Origin of the sequence: Methanosphaera sp. ISO3-F5, assembly GCF_034480035.2 — an archaeon.
In the GTDB taxonomy this organism is placed as follows: domain Archaea; phylum Methanobacteriota; class Methanobacteria; order Methanobacteriales; family Methanobacteriaceae; genus Methanosphaera.
Genome location: NZ_CP118753.2, coordinates 720,100 through 741,937, shown reverse-complemented (window position 1 = coordinate 741,937; position 21,838 = coordinate 720,100). Strand labels below are relative to the sequence as shown.

The following is a 21,838-nucleotide window of genomic DNA, read 5'->3' as shown; positions in this document are numbered from 1 at the left end:
GTTAAAGTTTTGTGTTAACTTTTATTTTAATATGATTGTTAAAAGTTTACTCGGGTATTTACAATATGTCTGTCTGAATAAGATATGGGAGTTCAGTTTGTCAGAAGTTACTGTTTACTTCCCGGAATCTGTCCACGTACATTTCAAATGTTTCGTTTATTTCAGGTATTTTTCTGAAGTTTGATACCCTTCCGTGACATCTGATTGTTTTCGGTATGGTCATGTATTCCCCATAAGTATTTGTAAGATAGTAATCCACATCATTTGGTGCAGGGAATCTGTATTTTCCAAATTGAACCTCACTTAACGGGAATATTTTGTCTGTTTCAAATATTTTGAATTCATAGAGGTTCTGTTTGTATCCATATGCTCCTTCTACTCCAGGTATGATATACGGCTGTTTTTCATATGATAATCCCAGTTCCTCATAGTATGTTCCTATTACTTTATCATAGTCCAGTCCCATGTATACTGTTGACCTATCATCTCCGCGTGTCAGGTTGCTGTAGAAGTTTCTCTGTGCTGTGTTGTATCTTGTTCCGATGTTCTGTGTGTCCTGTTCTTTCATGTAGTCATATGGGAAGACATCGAGTCCTGCCATTACGTTTCCGCCAGCACGTTCCCTATCCATTACAAACAGTTGTGCGAATGAGTTGAGCTGTTTTGCATTCAGTTTTCGGTATCTGTAGTAAACGTTTATACAGTCATCCAGGCCATGTTCGTTTATTTCATCATACATTACACTTATGAGGTGATGGTAGTCCTGTCTCATCATTCCTATGTCCAGATCATCATCCCATGGTATGAAGTTTTCGTGCCGTACTGCTCCGAGTAGGTTTCCGAAGTCTATCCACCAGTTTATATCATGTTTGCGACATATGTTGTCCATGAATTTCAACAGCTGTGTGCAGAGTTCTTTTATGTTGGCGTATAATCTGTTCGGTGTCAGCTGGTAGTCGAGGAATATTGTGTTGAAAAGGTCGTTGTTTGATGATGATATTGCATCCAGTTGTCTTTCGTATCTGTTTATTGTCATTTCAAGGTATTCTATTTTTTGTGTCAAGTATTCTGTCTGGTTATACATTTTCTGGTATTTTTCGTAGTTGTTGAGGAAGTTTGAAAATACTTCGTATGATTCGAGTATTTCTTGGTTGTCATCAAAGAGTTCCCTGTTTTCGTTCATGTAATTGAAAAGTTCCATTGAGGAGTCTTTCTGGTTGTTGTATTTGAGGAGCATTATTTCGCAGTCAAGGAATTTGTTGATGAATTCATGTTCTTCAAGTGTGTTTTTTACTTTTATGTTGTCGAATATGCTTTTGAGTTTAGGGTAATAGTCAAATATTGTGCGGAACTGCAGTATTATATGAAATTTCTGTTCGTTGTCGCATTCCTTGACTATATTGACCGGTTCGTTGTGCCATGAGAGTTTATGTGTGTTCAGCTGGTCTTCCCCGTTTATCTGTATTTTTATGTAGTCCACGTATATGGGAATTCTTTTGTTGTTTATGTCCCTGTAATCCATTGCCCTAAACATGAGTTTCAGTTTTCCACTGTTTATGCACTTAATCAGATAATTATCTGTTCCGTGGTTGCTTGATATGGTGTATCCTTCCCCTTCATTGTTTTTCATCCAGGGTGCCTGTTTGATTCTGATACCCTGGTTGTATTCGAGGAATTCTATTTTGTTTGTTTCTGTTCCGTAGTTTTTTATGTCCAGTCTGTTCTGTCCCCATGCTATGAGTAATATTTTGAGTCTGGATTGGAGTGTGCTGAAGTTTATAATATTTTTTATGTATAAGTCAAACAGGGTGTTTACCTGATTTTTGAATGTGTTCAGCATTGTTAATCTGATATTTTCTAATTCTTCTGACAACATAACACCTTCCGTATTTTATTGTTATATCTGAATTATATTTTTATAGGAAATAGTATAAATAATTAATGAATTTATTCTTTTAAATGTTTTAAAAAGAGATTAAGCTGTCATTAATTGTTTAAAACAGGCAAAGTATTAATTTTATAAGTTATGAAATATTGCAGCATCGGCCAGCAAAAGAAAGGGGAGATAATATATGAAAGTTATACTTTGGTTGAGTCTATATGAAGTTTTTATCTGTTGTTTTTGATGAATTTTTTTAACTTTTTGTATGTTTTTTGGAGGTTGTTTTTAAATTCCTGCATGTAAACGTTTAATTCAGGGTAGTAATCAAATATTGTTCCTGATTCTACCTGCAGGTACATTATCTGCGCATCAAAACATTTTGTGTTGAATTTTAGGGGACTATTATGCCATGTGAGCCTGTTTTCTTCAAGAAGTACTTCGTCATTCAGTGTTATTTTTGTGTAATTTGTGTATACTGGTACTCTCTTCTGGTCATAATTGTTGAAATCTATTCCCCTGCATATTATTTCAAGGATTCCATCATGGACACATTTTATAAGTAAGGATGTGCTGGCCTGTCTGTAGGTTATTATTGACCCCTTACCCCGTTCATCAACGAACCATTTCGGAAAGGATGTCAATGCAAATCTTTCGTATTCCAGATATTTTATTGAATTTTCCTGTGATGTTCCGTTATTTTTAAAGTCAAGCCTTTTTAATCCCCATGCTTTATACAGTTTGTTTATATGTGTTAAACATTCTTCATCGTTCAGATTTTTATTATCATGTTGTTTGAACAGGTAATCTAACTGTTTTTCAAATTCTGTCAGCATAATTTTCCTGTTTTCATGTGACCGTCTATTCAATATATCACTCCTCTCTCCGTTTTATCCCGTATTACCGATAATAATTTTTATAATTCATATTTACTTATCTTGCTGAATGGTCTCCATTTAATGGATATACTTATTATTTCCTTGTTATATACTTTTTTTGAGTAGTGTATCGGTTTATCGTGCCATATTAATCTGTTTTCCTTCAGTATTTCCTGTCCGTCTACTTTGAAGCTGAGGTAGTCTATATATATCGGGAAACGTTTGTTGTTTCTGTCTCTTATGTCCAGTGTTCTGAGGTCTATTTTCAGTTTTCCTTCACTGATACATTTTATTTTGAAGGATATTTCGGATTTGTCACTTGAAAGACATACACCAACTCCTTTTTCATTGGTAAACCAGTTAGGTACTGAAAGTTTGGATGATTCGTCACTGTTATCATATATCTTTATCTGGTTGGACTGTGATCCCTCATTTTTCATATCTATTCTTACAGTATTGTACTTGTTGAGTAAGTAATTTCTTTGTACAGGTACCTCTTCAGGTGTTTTATGTGTGATGAATTTTTCAAGCCATCCAAATTCTGTTTTTATACTGTTTTTCTGACTGTATTCCACATCTTCAATTATTTTCATTACTGCTATTGAAGGATTCAATTCGATTGTATCGTATCTGTTGAATTCCGTGTATTTTTTTATTATCTGATTGTACAGATGATTTGAGTAGTGTTTGAGAAACGTGTGTTTGAATGTGTTTGAGAAGAATATTTTTCTTATGAGATTATCATATTCATTATCTTCGTTCGTGTCATCTTTTTCCTGCGCAAATATCTGTGAAGATCGGATAATAGGGCATTCCTGTCTTTTTAGTGGTACACTGTCACTGATGTTTCCTACTTTTCTGATTATTTCATTATTTATTTTTATATCACTGCAGGTTATATTTAACAGTTCAGGACTGTATCTCTGCAGGATCAGGGTATATAATTCCTGTTTATCCGCACTGATTTTCTCCAAATCCGTATCAAGAAGTGGATTTAATGTAATTATGTTTGACAGGTATCCCTCAACATTGTCTTTTAAAGTGTTTCTCAGTATTGTGTGTTCATATAGTGACTGCCTGAATTCTTGTGAATATATATTGTATTCTTTTAAGTGTTTCTGGAGTTTGTGCATGTTTCTCATAACAAATTTCTGTATTGTCCCAGCCAAATGCTTTGAATAGTACTGTGCTTCATCAGTGTATGCTTCAATCTCTTCTTCTACTGTTTCACAACTTTTGCCGTATGGGTTTGTGCTGTTTATATGGTACTGTGTTTTTTGTGATGGGTTGTGTAAGTTTATCCTGTTGTTTGTTCCTAGTTTTGTGTTGTATGATTTTTCTATGCTCAGTGGGATGTTTTTTATACTTTCTTTATGTATATTCTGAATTTTATAACCTGTTATTTCAGATAATTCCCTTATTATCAGAGATTCATTATTATCTGCTGTTATTTTTATGTTTTCTGAGTTTATGTTTGAATTTCTTATTAATGACAGTATTATGCGTGATGAGAGTGTTTCATCAATGTTTACTGTGATGGTGCTGTCCTCTTTTATTATGTTTCGTATAATGTTTATCCACCGATCATACCACTGGTCTATGCACTGTACCAGTTCCGGAGAGTGTATGTCAAGTGTCTTTTTAGTATATTCAATATGGTATGCTATTTCTCTGTTATTCTTGTTGATTCTGATGAGGGTGTCCTTTGGTATGAGTGTTATTTCATTTACTGCCATTTCATCAAAAGAGCAATGCTGTTTTGTTGTCAGGAAGTTTGCCAGATATTCCGTGTTTAGTGTTAAGGTGTGTTTTTCCTTAACATGATTAATTAACCGTGCAAATGAGTTGGATATTGCATATCTGTCATTTTCCCTGTATATGTATAATCCGTAGCTTCCCATGTTGTCCTGTGTAATTGTTATAGTGTTGTCATCACATACAATATTTACGTATGCACCGTTACCGGTTAATCTGTTTTCGGGGATTTCTCCCGTGTGTATAGTGTTTTCAGTTATTATGTAACCGTAGAGCCTGTTTTTTATTTCATCTAGTCTATCCGATTCTATTATAAAAAATTCATCATCTTGCATAAAAAAATCACTTTTACTCTTCTATAGGGTGTGGTTGTTTGATTGTTTCTCTAATTCTTTAATCTGCTGTTTTAATTCTTTGTTTTCTTTTCTTAATTTTTGCACTTCCTCTTCGAGTCTGTCCTGTTCTATTATGTCATCTACCTTTTTGAGGAAGTTTGTATAGTATTCATCAGTGTAGTGTACATGGTATTTTCCCCATTTATGGTTTCCTTCAAGGATGATGTCCTTGTCGAATTTTATTGTTTTTACATCATAATTTGCTTTTATGTAGTCTTCAAGCTGTTTGTAGTAGCGGTTGTTTATCTTGGTTTTTATATTGTAATTAGGTTCCGTGTATGTTGATCCATCAGCTCTTCTTACCGTGTTTAATGACCTAACCTCGGCTAGGATGATTTTTGTTTTTGGTGAATGCTCCCGCAGGTATTCGAAGAATTTTTTACAGTATTCTTTCCATAATTCAAAATATTTAACAGGGTTTTCAGTCATGGATAATGTTTCGATGTTTTTTAGTGTTTTATAGTAGTCTGTCTGTTCAAATCCTGTTATTCTGGTCAGTATTTTGTTGTCATTATATTTTATTATTCCACGTTCCACATCAAAATAAATGTCGAAAACAAGGTAATCAATATCGTATTCATTGAGAAGTGTTATGAATGTTTTTTCCAAGTCTTCCTTTATACACCGTGTAAGAAAGCGGTTATCCGGATTGTCAGGGAGAATCTGGAGAAGTGATTCATCAACATTCTCCTTTTTCTGCATTGTGGAGATTAAGGAATGTTTCTGATCATTTATCAGACAGTTATAACGCTGCTTATAATCGCTGTTGAATACTGTTGTAAACGGGTCTTTTGTTATGCATGATCCGTATACTGCTATGTTTATTTTCCGGTTCATATTATATATCCCACGTTAGAAGTTTCTGTTTATTTCGTCAAGTTTCCTTATATGTTCATCCATTCTGTCATATACGTTGTTATGGCGTGAAAGGTAATCATAGAATCCGTGTGCATAGATTACTTTTGGTATCTGCAGGTAGTCGTCACCGTATAATTCTGAAATGTATCTGATGTAATGATTCGGGCATGGGTATTCTCTGTTTTCAAACTGGATTTTTGTTAATGGAAATACTGTGTCATAATCATGTACGGCGAGTATTGAATCTTCAATTCCACAGATTATCCTGTTTGTTTTTGTTTTTGAAACGCCCAGTCTTTCTGATGCTTCGTTTATTACTGTTTTTCTATCCTCTCCTGCTCGGAGTCTTCCGACCATCCTATTGGTTTCTACTCTGAATACTGTTTTCAGGTCATGTACTTCTGTTTTCAAGTATTCTGTTGGGAATATGTCGATGAATGCGTAGAGATGTTTGTCAACCCAGTAGTTCAGTTTTATAAATGGAAGGAAGACATCGTCGATGGTTTTTGTCGTTGTGTTTGCTTCCATGACTCCTGTGAGGTTGTGTTCTTCTATTTCATGTCCAATTATCTGAAGGAATTTTTCATAGTCTTCGCGCATCATTTTAATATCACAGTCATCATCCCATGGTATGAATCCTTTGTGTCTTATAGCACCGAGTAATGTTCCACCATAAAGCCACCATTGCAGGTTATATTTTTTACATACATTTTCAATAAAATCTAATAGTTGCATGTTCAACTCTCTTGATTGTTTAACTAGTTTTTTAGGTTCAATTTTATTATACTTAAATAATGTATTAAATAAAAAGTTATATGAATCTATTATTTGGTTCGTTTCATTTTGTTGTTCAGCTAATTTTAGGAATAATTCTTCATTACGCTTATTTAATAATTGTACAGTTGTTTCTAATGATTTTATCTCATTTAACTGTTTTTGATTATCAAAATAATTCAAAACATCATTTATAGTAGTATCTAGGTTTTTGTTGTTAATGTTTAGCAAGTGCGCTTTTAATGCTGGAAAATAATTGTATATATTCTCCCAATTAATTTCTAGATTTATTTTTTCATCATCTTTGCATTTCATATTATACATTATAGGTTTGTCGTGCCATGCAATTTTGTTATCTTTTAGTATGTTATTATTGTTAATTGTTATTTTTGTGTAATTGAATAGTATTGGTTGTCTTTCATTTTTATTATTTTTATAGTCTCCTCCTCTAAAACTGAATTTAACATTACCTTCATTTACACAATGAAATTGTATTTTGTTGTCTAATTCTGTTAATCTGATTAAAGCTCCTTGTCCCTGTTCATCATTAAACCATCCTGGAAATTGCACCTCAGTTCCTTCAGTATAACTGAATGATGCTAATTTATTATGTTTTCCAGAGTTTTTTATATCTACACGTAATACGCCCCATGATGTTCTTAACCAATTTAATGAATGTATACAATGTGTTGTTGAAATTTTATTTTGACGATAATCATTAATAATCTCATTAAATTGTCTTTCAAACTCGGCAATCATCTTTTTGGCAGTGCCATTTTCCTGTATTGACAAAAGATTTTCCTCCAAATATTAGTTTTTTGTACTTCTTAATGGTTCTGTTAGCTTCCATGATTTTGAGTTAAGAAGATCTTTCTTAAATTTTTTTAATTTTAAATTTTCATATTGTAAATAATTAATTTCATTTATGAGATTAATTACATCTACAGTTCCTAAACTGATTTGCTTATTATCATATAATGAGTTACTATCCCTGTTTATTGGTTTCCATGTAACATGTAAATGTACTTTTTGACCATCTTCAACTTTTTTTGAATATGTATAAGGACTGTCATGCCATGCTACCATACTGCCCGAAATTATTGTTTCATCATCAATTATTATCTCAGTATAATCTATTAATAATGGCATAGTGTTTCCTAAGTTATCCCTATAATCTATGCTTCTGAAGTTAAATTCCAATATTCCTTGTTTGATACATTTAAATGTTAAATCAAGACTACCTGTGATACTTTGAATTACAGTTCCTCTTCCTTTTTTATCATTAAACCAGCCAGGTTGTGTTATTTTAGTTAAAATTTCATTATTTTTTAGGAGTAATACATCGTTTCCTATTGTACCATAATTTTTTATATCTATTCTACATTCCACATATTTACTTAGGTAATCATAGTTTTCTTCGTTTATTGTGTAATTGTATTTATAATAGTTCTCAGTGTCGTTTATTATCCAATTTAATATGTATTGGTCATTTTCAGCTAAGAGTGATGGATCAAATTCGTTGTTTTGTATCATTTCCCTGAAATTATTAGCTGTATTTTCAAGAAATTCTTTTTTGAACTGGATGTCTATTCTATCCATTGTGAAGTGGAAGTTATGGTATTTAGCATAAGTGAATGCATCCATAAATTCTGAAGAATTACCCTTATCTTCCAGAAACTTGTATATAAGTTCGTATTCTGTATCCATCGCATATACTTTTTCTTTATTTTTTACTGAAGAATTTGGGTTGTCACGTCGGTACATATAGAATGCTTCTGGAATGAACATTACTCTTTGTCCATAATAAAATGTTTTAAACCAGAACCCATTGTCTTGGTATGATGCTCCAGGGGTTTCGGAGTGTCTTATACAATTTTTTCTAAGAAAATTAGTGTTATATAATCCGGTCCATGTGTTCATTTGCATGGTATAAGCATCATGTGATTTGCTTGTCGAAATAATTTTATCATACAATTCTTCGTTTGGATCTAATTTAAAAAGTTTTTTAATGATATTTTGTCCTTCTCCAAAGAAACGGTAAAAATCACTTTTTACAAAATCTAATTTGTTTTCAGTTGCTGTTTTGTATAATGTTTTGAACATATCTTGTAGTATCCAGTCATCACTTTCTACGATAACTATGTATTCTCCACTTGCCATGTCCATACCGATGTTCATTGTATGTCCATAACCTGCATTATCCTTATCAATTATTTTTACTCTGTCATCACGTGCTGCATAATCTAATAATATATTTAAGGAGTTATCTGTTGATCCATCATTAACACATATTATTTCAATTTCTTTTAATGATTGGCTGATAACACTATCTAAACATTGGGGTAAGTATGTTTCTACATTAAAAATAGGTATAACTACAGATACTTTTATATCTTCATTATTCTTATCAAAGTTAATTAATTGTCGTATTTTAACCTTGTCATGCGTTTTCTGTTTTTCTGTTTCAAATTCTTCATAAACCATAAAATCACATAATACACAAGTTTGTGTTAAAAAAATATTGGTTATATATATGTTTTTACTAATTATTAAAATTGGTTATATAATTAATCGCATAGTTTATAAATAAAAAAGAATTTCTAAATTTAATTATTATGATTATTTATGCAATAATTTTTTAAATGTTTGAAAGTAATCTTAAAGGTTTAGTGATAGTCCAACTTATTGAATTAGCCATTAACTTATTTTCATTCTTTAATTTGACATTTTCCTTTTTAATTTAATCAAATTCAAGCGATATTTCTTTTTTATCATAACTAATTTCTTAAATTAATTTTTCTTTTTGATACAATTGCATTTTCAGATTGTTATTTTCAGAACTAATGGAATCTTTTTTTTAATTTAAGTTTAATATTTTCATTTTTTAAAGTATCTATTATACTCTTATATCTTTTTTGAACACTTCCATTAACTGAATTTGAATCTTCTATTAAAGATATTTCATGAATCAAGTCTTCCTTATTTAAATCATTATCTATGAGGTTTAATTGATTAATTTTTTTGTTAATTTCATCATATTTAACAATATTTAATATTTTCCTATAAGAATATTGGTAATATTCTTTTGAATAATGAACTTTACCTGGACACCAAATATGATTTTTATCAAGACTGGTCTCTTCAAAATCAACAAAACTCACATCAAAATTTCCACAACATAATCCTCTAAAATATCCAAAGACTTATTGATAGGATTATCTCTATTCACAAAACCCTCAACAGAACCATCATCCAAAGTTCGATACTCCATAAGACGAACACTGACTAAAATAATCTTAGTTTCTGGATAATTTTCTTTCATATAATTAAAAAAAAATGGAGAAAACTTTTTAATAAACTCATATACTCTGCTATGTTATCGGATGGTGTTACAACCCTTTTTTCATGAAGATTATTATAAAAATTAGTACATTGTAAATGCCAATAATTATTTCTTATAATACCTTTTTCAGTAATTAATACCTCAAAAAAATGCATCTAAAAAAAGTCCATAACCATATATTGTATATCCTTATTCAGGAGATCATAAATTTTTGAGTTATATCACCATACATACAATTAATATTATGTTCACTATATTCTGTTTCTTTAGAAATAATCAAATCTTCACGATTTACATCAATTGGTTTTTGTGATAAACTAATTAAAGATGTTCTTGCAATAATAAATAATATTTCAAAATCTTCCCAATATTTCTAATTATGAAGTGAACTAAAAATATCATCAGACACAACAACCCATTACACCAATTTTTATTACCATTCCATCACCTAAAATTATTATGGATCTATTTTCAGTATTTTATGAATTAAAACATACATTTACAATATCTTTTTATTAATCTTATTAAAAGAAAACAATATCTATTTAAACTCAATTTAAATTTCAATAATTAAATTTTAATTATCATTATCCCTAAACTTATTTACTTAAAATTTGCCTAGCATATTTTTTCAATTCATTAATTTAATAAGTTTCAAAAAAATAAAAATATTTTAATATAATAAATAATGTTAGTACTTATTAATAAAATTGATTACTGACATACAGAATGTTTTATTATTTCAAAACGCTGAGAAACCAAATTTATTTTATTTAAAGATGAAAAGAAAGATAAAAAGTAATGTATAAAAACTTCAAATATTTAAACTAAAAAAGACATACATAAATAATGTATATAAAAATTATAATGGAATACTTTATATGAATAAAAAATTAATAATTGGAATATTAATCTTTTTAATACTACTAATCATAGGCTTTGTCATAATAGTCGATATGAACAAGGCAGATGCTGAAGTTCCAAGTATTAATACCCATTTACAAACAGCAAACACAGAATACAACAACGCTGTAACATACCTTAACTCAAAAAATTATTCACAAGCAACAGAACACATAAACACATCATACACAGAATATGTGCAAGCACAAACCAGAGCACAAAATGCACTAAAAAAAGCAACACGAAACAACCAAAGCATACAAATACAATACTTCAACCTCACACTTACAGAAATAGAATACAAAATAAATGCAACACTAGACCTCTACAACGGACTGACGACAGTTAACAACAGTCCATCACAAGCAACACAATACTTTACAAACTCCCATAAAAACATGGTAAATGCCACAGAATATTCAGATAAACGTAAACTATTAGAAGAACAATATCCAGACAAATTTACAAAATGAATGGAAAAAGAAATCTTCCAATGGAAGATAAAGGAGACATAATACAATGGCAAAAGAAATCAATACATCACAACCAATCGTGTATGTATTAAATCCATCATGTCAAATAGAAGACCTAGAAATAGGAAGTGACTATGAAGGAGTAATCACCAGAGTAGAAAAATACGGATTCTTCGTCAGCCTAAGTAAAAGCGTATATGGACTACTAAGAACACGAAACCCAAAAGAAAAAGTAGGAAACAAAATAGTAGTCAAAATAAGCGAAATCAAACCACACAAAGGAAAAATGGACGTAGACCTAACATACTCAAAAACAAAATACGGTGACAACTACGAAAAAATAAAAGTCAAAAGAAACGTGAAAAGAACAAGAATAGCCGACCTATCCGAAGACAACCTAGGACGAAACGTAGCAATACAAGGAGAAATAATACAAATACAACAAACAAGTGGACCAACAATATTCACAGTACGAGACGAAACAGACATCACATGGGCAGCAGCATTCAACGAACCAGGAGTACGAATGTACCCAGAACTAGAAGTAGAAGACACAGTAGAAATACTGGGAGAAGTCTCATTACACGGAGGAAAAATACAAATAGAATCCGAAAACATAGAAAAACTAGAAGGACAAGAAGAAGAAAAATTCAAACAACTAGTCTTCGAAGCAATGGACAAAAAAGCAGAACCAGAAGACACAAGCGTAATGGTCGAAAGTGAAATACTAGACCTACTAAGACCAAAACTAGCATTAGCCGCAAAAGCAATAAGAAGAGCAGTATTAGACGGAAGATCAATACTAGTAAGACACCATGCAGACGCAGACGGAATATGCGCAGGAGTAGCAGTAGAACAAGCAGTAATACCATTACTACGAGAAGAAAGCAACGACGCAGACGCAGAATGGCACTTCTTCAAAAGATCACCAAGTAAAGCACCATTCTACGAACTAGAAGACGTAGTGAAAGACCTATCATATGCACTAGAAGATGCTGAAAGACATGGACAAAAACTACCACTACTAGTACTACTAGACAACGGATCAACAGAAGAAGACGTAGCAGCACTAAGACACTCAAAAGTATATGGAATAGAATCCATAGTAGTAGACCACCACTATCCAGGAGAAGTAGAAAACGGAAAAGCACTAATTGACAACTACGTAGACATACATGTAAACCCATACTTAGTCGGAGGAGACTCACAACTAACCGCAGGAGCACTAGCAGTAGAACTAGCAGGAATGATAAACCCAGACATAAGACCAACAATAAGACACTTCCCAGGAATAGCAGCAGTAGGAGACCATGCAGAATGCAGTGAAGTAGACCAATACCTAAAAATAGCAGAAGAAGAAGGATACACAAGAGAAGACCTAGATAAAGTAGCAACATGCGTAGACTTCGAAGCATACTTCCTAAGATTCATGAACGGAAGAGGAGTCATGAACACAATACTAGGACTAGAAGACAAAGAAAGACAAGAAGAACTACTCGACGTACTAATGAGCGAATCAGACAAAAGAGTAGAAACACAACTAAAAGCCGCACTACCAAACGTAGAAACAACATACTTCGACAACGGAATACAACTAAACAGACTAGACGTAGAAAAATACGCACACAAATTCACATACCCAGCACCAGGAAAAACAACAGGATACGTACACGACAAACTAGTACAAGAAAAAAGCGAAGAAGAACCAATAATGACACTAGCAAACGGACCAGACTTCGCAGTACTAAGAGCAACAGAAACAATCAAAAACGACTACGAATTCAACCTCAACAACATAATAACAAAAATACAAGAAGAAATACCCCAAGCAGGAGCAGACGGAGGAGGACACGAAGTAGCAGGATCACTAAAATTCGTAGAAGGACTACAAGAAGAAGTACTGACACTATTCATAGAAGAAGTAAAAAAACTAGAAAAACAATAATAACCCCCTTCAAACAATTTCCTCTCTTTTTAGAATTATACTCATATCAAATTTTTAAAAAAAAAATATTCAAACCAGACTTTAACAAGTGTAGAACTATTTTATCAACATCAATCATTTAAAAAAAAATCAATAACTTATTTTAAGAAAAAAAATAATTGAAAATATAAAGAAAACTAAGTAACAATTCCATATAAATTAAAAACTATAAGTATTTAACTTGTCAATACATAATAATTATTATGGAGTTCGAAGAATTAGAAAAAAAGTATGTTGAGTTGAATTCACGCTTGAATAAAATGGAAAAAAATAATAATAGAATATTAAATTCATACAATGATTTATTTAATTCTATTTTCATAGATTATGAATTAAAACCTAAGGGGTTATTAAAATGTAGGTTAGATTTACTAACAGAAATGTTAACATTTATAGATAAAATTTGTAAAAAACATGACATCAAATGGTGGTTAAACTATGGTACATTACTAGGTGCATATAGACACAGTTCTTTCATCCCATGGGATGATGATGTTGATATAAGTATGACTCGTAAAGATTTTAATAAATTTCTTAAAATAATTAATGATGAAATCAATGAAAATAATTTAGATGATTGTTTATATTTATTAAACGGATATCTTGTTGAAAAAGATTTTATTATATCATTCCCTTCTTTAATTTGCCGTCTACCATCTTCAATTAAGGAAAACGCATTGAAGTTTAATGTATATAATTTAGGTTTTATTGATATTTTTCCGTTTGATTATGCTGTTAATTCTGAAAAAATTAATGATCAAATATATACTGATTTTCGAGATGAATTTTATGTAAAGTCTATTAAAGGAATACCAAAAACAGAATTAATCAATGAATACTATGACAAATTAGATTTATCTTTAAATGAAACAAATATAATAATTCCTGGTTTTGACGGAGTACATGGATTAAATTGTGATTATAATTTAATTAAATATAAAACAGAAGATATATTTCCATTGAAAACTATTTCATTTAATAACAGAAAGTATTATTGTCCTAATAATACTAAAGAATATCTTGAGAAAATGTACGGAAAAAGTTTTATGAAAGTTCCAAAAATCATCCATCATCATAATGCACTTTCTAATTCTAGATTGATAGAACACATATCTGAATGTTATGAAGAGCAAATTAGCAAATTAAAATTGTTTAATAGTTCTAAAATATGTAATGATGTAGAAGAAAAGGGAAATAAAACAAAAAAAGGAAATCTTTTAAATAAAATTTGGAATAAATAAATAATTAATCAGTTAACTGTACATTAATTAGTTTACTTTAAATTCAATGATATTTTAATTTTTATTTTCTTTTAAAGCATTAATAAACTCGTTTTTTAGTAATATAATTTCATCGTCTTTTTTCTTAATGTCTTCCTTCAAAGACAAAATTACCTCATCCCTACTTTTCAAATCCTCCTTCAAAGACAAAATATCACTACGATTAGACGAAATAACCTCATCCCTATTCTTCAAATCCTCCTTCAAAGACAAAATATCACTACGATTAGACGAAATAACCTCATCCCTACTTTTCAAATCCTCCTTCAAAGACAAAATATCACTACGATTAGACGAAATAACCTCATCCCTATTCTTCAAATCCTCCTTCAAAGACAAAATATCACTACGATTAGACGAAATAACCTCATCCCTACTTTTCAAATCCTCCTTCAAAGACAAAATATCACTACGATTAGACGAAATAACCTCATCCCTATTCTTCAAATCCTCCTTCAAAGACAAAATATCACTACGATTAGACGAAATAACCTCATCCCTATTCTTCAAATCCTCCTTCAATTCTTTGATATTTTTTTCATTTGATGAAATTATGTTTTTGTTTGTGTTAAGAATTTTATTTTTAATATTTAGTTCTTTTTTTAATTTTTTATTTTCTGAGAAAATTTGATTTATATTTAAATCTTTATCTGAAGTTTTTTCTTTGATTTTTAATTGTTTAATTTCTATTTCGCAGGTATAATCTGTGTTTAATGTTACTGGTTTTATGAGTAATGAGTCTATTAGTGCTTCTTTGGGTATTATTAGATAATGGTTAATATTTTCATTTTTATAATAGTATAATGATAATGTATTTTTTTCACAATAATCTTCTGTTAATGTTTTGTAATATATTTTTAAACAATTCATATTGTTGGTTTTTAGTGAAATATTTATTATTGCTTGATTTTGTTCTTCTTTTTCTTCAATATTTTCTAGGTATATTTTTGATTCTTTAGATAAATTTTTTAGTATTAGATAATTATTTCTTTTTTTAATACACATTTCTTCTAAATGGGGTGTGTCATTTTTTAGGTCATATAATGTGATTTCAGAGTCATTGAATACTTTTTCATAATTGTTTTTGAATTTAATGGTATTAATGTTATCAATGGTATCTGTTTCTATTATACTCCTATCTTGGAACCATGGTTTTGGTGTGACAATTATTTTATTCTTATTTTCGCTTAAAAATGATCCCCACCAACTATAGGTACTATTTGCGATAATGAAATGTTTACAAGAAGACATTAATTTAAGAAGTTCAGCATATCCTCTGCTATATGAGTCTATTTTTTCATTAAAATAAATGTGTTTTATAGGTGAATTAAAGCTTAAGTTTGATTTTACCCATTCATGATCTTCTGTAAAAATGAAAAATTTTGGATTATCTAATTTTTTTTCAAAAAATTTTATTGCTTTTTCATAATATTCTGAACTACAAAGTCCAAAATTTATTATATTTTCATAATCTCCATGTCTAATATGAATTGCTACTGAATCATATTTTTGCATATCTTTTATGATTTTTTGATATTTATCTGAAATAGGAAGGTTATACTTTAAATTCTCATGAATAATCTTATTATTTTTTTTAAAAAAGTTTTCTGTTATTATGCTGCTTTTATTATTCTTTATTTGTTGTTGGAAATATCCGTCAAAAAAAGCAGGTAATTCTAAATCTTTAATTTTTTCAATAATTTCATAGTCATAAAAAGTTTCTGGAAACAAATCTTTTATGCCTTCTTCATATTTTACTATATTTGATTGTGGTAGATAATTCATACTTACTGAAGTTTTTTCTGCAAATGGATAATAACCAACTATTCCTTTAATATTATATGCATTTAAACCATAAATAACATGTTTTCTTGGTTCATTATGTGAAAAATAGGAAATGTCTAAAAATAATTCAACATGTAATGAATGAGCTAATGAACATGCAAAAGCATATTGAAATAATTGATTTCCTAAACCACCTTTTAATTTAATAATTATCATAATATCACTTTATTTCCAATTGTTTAATAATTTCTTTTTTTGTTAAATTAATATCATAATTAGGATTAGGTTTTCTTTTTTCGTTATGTCCATGGCATACATAATGTGTTTCGGGAGTAAATAGTTTACACCATTTATTTCTGGAAATGTCTGAATTTTTATTTAAGTAATATCCTGTATTGAACCAATTATTATCCTGTAATAATGAGTATAATTTAAAATTTGTTAGTATATTTTCATGTTTATAAATAATGTATAAGTAAGGTAAAAACAAAAGTAATTTCTTTTTAATTTTGCTTTTTAATTTATAATATTCTAATGTTGTTTTTTTATGAGCATATCTTTCATCAATATCCGTGAAAATTTTATGTGTGTTATGTTTATTCGTTTTAAGTTTATTTAAAACCGTATAATTGGATTTATATTGATTATTTTCTAATTTATTTAGTTCTTTTAGTAAATTATTTTTTTTATTTTCTGTTTCATTTAATAAAATTATTTTTGATTCATCATTTATCTTATTCCAATAATAATTTTTATGAGATTCTTTCCATTGTTTAAAAAAATTATTGGACTTATCATACTTTGGTAAAGTTATTTCATATGAATTTAGATTAAATGAATTAGTGATGTTGTCATTATATTCATTGATTATTCCATAATCTCTGTTTGTTTCAATATTTTCTCTGTTTATTATATAAGACACTAGATCAGATTCATCTTTTAATATTTTATTTTTCCACAGTTTATTAATTAGATTATTTGCAGTATTTTTAGAAGAGTTAATATATGAATTATCTGAAATACTAATTCTTTTATTTTTTAGATTAAGTTGTTTATTAGAAATTTCAAGATCAGAATAATTTATTTGGATATTTTTTCTATTAATTTTAGAGTTAATATCAATTTCAACTAAAATAATGTCATAATTATTTTTTCTTAACAATTCATATTTTTTCATGACATTGTCTAACTTTGTTTTTTTCTCTTTTTTATTAATTAATAAATAATATATTAAATCAGTTTCTAACTTTTTATTTTCATCTAAGTAATATTTCATTTGTTCTGAAACATTTATAGCGTTAATTAGTTTGTTATTTAAAATTAATTTAAATAAATTCTCATAATTTTTAAATGGTTTTAATTTTCCATTATTCATAAATACTTTATATAAATTTCGGGCATTTGATAGAAATTCTAATTTATCTGATTTGGATAGAGTACTATGTACAAATTGAATAGATCCGAAATATAAATGCATTGAAGCAATCCAACCTAACTTATTATCAAAATTGTTTAATAAATGGAATAATTTCCTATATGCATAAATATAACCGATTAACATTTTATTATTACGGATTGATGTTACAGACATGGATTCATTTTCATCTGTTCGAGTATCATAATATACTATGTTTTCATCAATGTACATTATCCCATTAGCATTTATTAATGCTTTATAAACAAAATATAAATCTTCAGCTGGCACATATTCTAAAAATTCTATTTTATTATTAATTAAAAATGATCTCTTAAATATTTTTGTCCAAACCGCAGGTGATAATTTTAATAAACTTGTATTTTCTCTAATATTTTGAATTTTATAAGTTCCATAATGTATATTCATATAATTTTCAAAGTTTTCGGCTTTTATTCGTGTATTATTTTTTTTAATAGTAAAATTACCTGAAACCATATCCACATTATTACTAATCATATTCACATATAATAATTCACATGCATCTTCGTAATACGTGTCATCAGGATCTAAAAACATGACATATTTAGATGTTGCATATGTTATTCCTAGGTTACGTGGTTTTCCTCCAACTCCACTATTTTCATCTAGTTTGTAATATTTAATGTTTGAATATTTTTTCATTAAATTTTTTATAATATTAGCACTATTATCTGTTGAACAATCATCAACAAATATTATTTCAAGATTTGAAAAACCTATTGTTTGATTTAACAAGGAATCAAATGCTGAATTAATAGTTTTTTCAACATTATATACTGGTAAAATTACTGAAATCTTATACATTATTATCCTCTTTTAAAATGTTAATTAATTGTTCTTTAGTTAAATTATTTTTATAATCATGATTTGGTAATCGTTTTTCATAAAATCCATGACAAACATAATGTAATTCAATCGTTAAATATTCACACCATTTCTTACGGGAAATATCTTGATTTTTATCTAAATAATATCCTATATTAAACCAAGGATTATCTTGTAATTTATAATATAATTTAAATGTTGAAATTATATCCTTATGACAGTACAGAATATATAAAAATGGAAGGAAGAATAAAATTTTTCTTTTAAACTTACTGTTTACTTGATAATATTTTATAGTAGTGTTTATATGTTCCGTATCTTGATGAATAATATTTATATTATGATTTTCTTGTTCAATTTCATGTTTTAATAAATTAATATTTTTATTTAATTGAATATTATCCCGTTTTATTTTTAATTTAGATTCGTTTAAATTATTTTCTAATTCGTTTATTCTAGTCCTGTTTTCATTTAAATCCGTTAATAGCTTATATTTTTTTAGTGTATTGATTGCATAAGTTTTCTGAAAAACATTTGCCCATTTAGTATAAATTTTATCTGAGGAATAATTTTCCATTATATTTTCCCTTGCCTTGATACCCATAGTCTCTGATAATTCCGGATGTTTAGATAGATACAATATCTTTTCAGATAATTCATCTATATCATATTGTTTTACAATAAATCCATCAACATTATTAGTAATTACATCCCTTGGCCCAAAATTTATATCATAACTAATTACAGGTACTTTATTCATCATAGATTCAATGATAACCATTGGCATACCTTCAATATCCGAAACTAGCAATGTAGCTATGGATGTTCTTATTTCTTCGGATACATTTTCAATATGTCCCTTAAAGAAAACATTATTTTCTAAATGTAATTCTTTAATTAATTTTTTAAGTTTTTCATATTCTTTAATTTCATCATCTGTTAAAGATCTTCCATAAATACATAAAAAAACATCAGGATCTACTTGAGTAACTTGTGCAAATGCTTGAATTAGATCAGATAAATTTTTTTCACTCGCAATTCTTGCAAAAATTGAAAATTTTTTATTATTTTTAGGAATATTCATCTGGTCTAATTCTATTATTTCCTTAAAATCTAATGTATTCGGAATAACGAATATGTTATCTGTTTTAAATTCTTTAATTAAATCTTTTTGTTCTGAATTAGTAAGAGTTATTAATGAATCTAATTTTTTAATATTTTTTAATATTGAAATTTCCCTCATCTTACTTCCATAACAATGAGATTCTAAATAAGGATTAGAATGCAGATTTCCAATAGTATATGCTACTTCACCAGATACATTTTCAATACTAGGTATCGGACCAGAACAATCATTTACTAAAAATGGTTTATTTGAAGAACTTAAACAGTAATATTCTAATAAATAACCAAATAATTCTTGTATACTTTTGAAGTAAATTTCTGATTTATTATTCTTGTTTTTCAAAATGAAATTAGGACCTTTATGATGATGAATAGTTAAAAAGTTAAATCCATCATTACCATAAAAACGTTCAAAAAGTATATAATTTGATTTATGATACTCGTTCCTAATTCTTAATGTATCCCCTATATATAATTCGGATTTAAGAATTTTTTTATTAAAATCTTTTGAAATACTTAATTCTTCCAGGTTTGTTGGAATTGGTGCTGTATTAAGTTTTTTAATTACAGTTATTTCATTATCTTCAAAGTCATTTAAGTCATAATAATAGTATATTTCTGAATCATCTTGTGTATCAATAGATTCAATTATGTAATCGTTAATGAAATTGACTTTTTTACTTTTATTGATTAAGTTATACTCATCTGATTGGTATGTATCATTTTTATCTGTAGAATTTTTTTTATATAAATAATCAAAAATATTAAATAACTTTAGATTTTCATCTAAATAACCCAACTTACGAAAGTTTTTTTCAATAAAATTATAATCATGAAATTTTTCTAATATATTATGGTTCACATACGGTTCTAAATTAATTAGTGTAATGTTAAGGTTTTGATTAACTAATATATTCGCTCTATTGAAAATTGCTTTAGCCATTCCACCTATTTCATACTCTAATCCATAAAAAACAAATATTATTTCCCTATTATCTAAATTAATTAACTCAACAGTATCTTCAGTAATTATATTTTTTAATAAAAGGGATACTTCAACTGATTCATTTATTAATCTTTGTTTGATTAATCTTAAAAATAAATTATATTTATCATACCTCTTATCCAATTTATCCACAAAATTTTCAAAAAAAGTACTTCCATAAATAATTATATCAAATCTTTCTCTTTTACTTAAATCACTTTTAATAAAGTTCTCAATATAATTAATTAATTCATAAGTTAAACAATCTAAAAAATTTGGATCTTCATTATTAATTAAGTCAGATAAATAATTAAATGTATCAATTTTACTCAAATAATAAGAAAAATCATTGGATCTATTTTTTAAGCCATGTTTAAGAAGAATTTTATTTAAATAACTAATATTGTCACTGTGTAATAAAGTTTCTATAATGAATACGAAGTTATAATCCAATAATGACCTAAATTGGATATTATTATCTATTAATAACTTTCGTTTGAAAAGATAGGATCCTAAAATTGTATGATTTGATATCAAATCCATATTATTTATATTTAATTCAGAATTTTTATTTGATGAGGAGAATATTTTATTTGGAATATATTCATTTTTATTTACGTTTATATAATCATACACTAAAATATCATTACCCTTATTTTTTATACTAGAAATCATTAAATTAATAGAATAATTAAATAGAGTATCATTTAAATCATGAAAAAATAAATAAGATCCTTTTGCATTATTTAATGCTTGATTATAACCATTAAAAGAATCTTTAGAATTAATTAAGTTAATATTTAAATAAAATAAGTCCCTTTTATTAAGATTAGCATATGCTAAATCATTATTAATAATGAATTCTATTTTTTCTAAATCATTTTTATCATTATTTTCTAGGATTGATTCAATAATATTTTTAATTTTTTCATCATCATTTCCCATTAATATTATAGATAAATCATACAATTAAATAACCTCTTATTTAATTAATTTTAAAATAATCAAACCAAATAAAAAAAAATATTAAATAATTACAGAAAAAACATTCTTTTAAAAAATAAATTATTTTCCTTTAAATTAATAATATATTATAAAATTATTAGTTTTTATTTCATTTCGTTATATTAAGCTATAACG

Annotated in this window: 13 protein-coding genes; 3 read left to right on the top strand and 10 right to left on the bottom strand. The window is 28.0% G+C overall.

Going from position 1 to position 21,838, the window contains the following annotated elements:
• Positions 1-100 precede the first annotated feature (100 nt).
• From PXD04_RS15070 to PXD04_RS15040, 7 genes are all read right to left on the bottom strand, one after another.
• Complete coding sequence (locus tag PXD04_RS15070) at positions 101-1,876, bottom strand: phosphorylcholine transferase LicD (RefSeq protein ID WP_323735648.1); 1,776 nt, start codon at positions 1,874-1,876, stop codon at positions 101-103.
• A 233-nt stretch (positions 1,877-2,109) separates the two neighbouring features.
• Positions 2,110-2,748 (bottom strand): hypothetical protein, encoded by a 639-nt coding sequence (locus tag PXD04_RS15065; RefSeq protein ID WP_323735647.1) that lies wholly within the window; start codon positions 2,746-2,748, stop codon positions 2,110-2,112.
• Between the two features lie 47 nt (positions 2,749-2,795).
• Positions 2,796-4,847, bottom strand: a complete 2,052-nt coding sequence (locus PXD04_RS15060; RefSeq protein WP_323735646.1) for a hypothetical protein — start codon at positions 4,845-4,847, stop codon at positions 2,796-2,798.
• A gap of 21 nt (positions 4,848-4,868) precedes the next feature.
• Positions 4,869-5,744, bottom strand: coding sequence for a DUF6270 domain-containing protein (locus PXD04_RS15055; protein WP_323735645.1), 876 nt, complete (start codon positions 5,742-5,744; stop codon positions 4,869-4,871).
• A 15-nt stretch (positions 5,745-5,759) separates the two neighbouring features.
• Positions 5,760-7,331: a phosphorylcholine transferase LicD gene (locus PXD04_RS15050; protein WP_323735644.1), complete on the bottom strand. Its 1,572-nt coding sequence runs from the start codon at positions 7,329-7,331 to the stop codon at positions 5,760-5,762.
• A gap of 18 nt (positions 7,332-7,349) precedes the next feature.
• The gene (locus tag PXD04_RS15045; protein WP_323735643.1) at positions 7,350-9,023 is read right to left on the bottom strand and encodes a glycosyltransferase family 2 protein; all 1,674 of its coding nucleotides are present in this window, start codon (positions 9,021-9,023) and stop codon (positions 7,350-7,352) included.
• A 356-nt stretch (positions 9,024-9,379) separates the two neighbouring features.
• Positions 9,380-9,700, bottom strand: a complete 321-nt coding sequence (locus tag PXD04_RS15040) for a hypothetical protein (RefSeq protein ID WP_323735642.1) — start codon at positions 9,698-9,700, stop codon at positions 9,380-9,382.
• Positions 9,701-10,763: 1,063 nt separating this feature from the next.
• Between PXD04_RS15040 and PXD04_RS15035 the strand changes: the two genes are divergently transcribed.
• From PXD04_RS15035 to PXD04_RS15025, 3 genes are all read left to right on the top strand, one after another.
• Positions 10,764-11,258, top strand: coding sequence for a hypothetical protein (locus tag PXD04_RS15035; protein ID WP_323735641.1), 495 nt, complete (start codon positions 10,764-10,766; stop codon positions 11,256-11,258).
• Between the two features lie 46 nt (positions 11,259-11,304).
• A complete protein-coding gene (locus PXD04_RS15030; protein WP_323735640.1) occupies positions 11,305-13,203 on the top strand; it encodes a DHH family phosphoesterase in 1,899 nt (632 codons plus the stop codon).
• Positions 13,204-13,445: 242 nt separating this feature from the next.
• Positions 13,446-14,483, top strand: coding sequence for a phosphorylcholine transferase LicD (locus PXD04_RS15025; RefSeq protein WP_323735639.1), 1,038 nt, complete (start codon positions 13,446-13,448; stop codon positions 14,481-14,483).
• Positions 14,484-14,537: 54 nt separating this feature from the next.
• Here the strand turns inward: PXD04_RS15025 and PXD04_RS15020 are convergent, their stop codons facing one another.
• The 3 genes from PXD04_RS15020 to PXD04_RS15010 are packed head-to-tail and all read right to left on the bottom strand — an operon-like array spanning position 14,538 to position 21,667.
• The gene (locus tag PXD04_RS15020) at positions 14,538-16,523 is read right to left on the bottom strand and encodes an alpha-1,2-fucosyltransferase (RefSeq protein WP_323735638.1); all 1,986 of its coding nucleotides are present in this window, start codon (positions 16,521-16,523) and stop codon (positions 14,538-14,540) included.
• A gap of 4 nt (positions 16,524-16,527) precedes the next feature.
• On the bottom strand, positions 16,528-18,567 hold the full coding sequence (locus PXD04_RS15015; protein WP_323735637.1) for a glycosyltransferase family 2 protein: 2,040 nt from the start codon (positions 18,565-18,567) through the stop codon (positions 16,528-16,530).
• The gene (locus PXD04_RS15010) at positions 18,560-21,667 is read right to left on the bottom strand and encodes a glycosyltransferase (RefSeq protein WP_323735636.1); all 3,108 of its coding nucleotides are present in this window, start codon (positions 21,665-21,667) and stop codon (positions 18,560-18,562) included. Before PXD04_RS15010 ends, PXD04_RS15015 begins: the two co-directional genes overlap by 8 nt.
• Between the last annotated feature and the right edge of the window lie 171 nt (positions 21,668-21,838).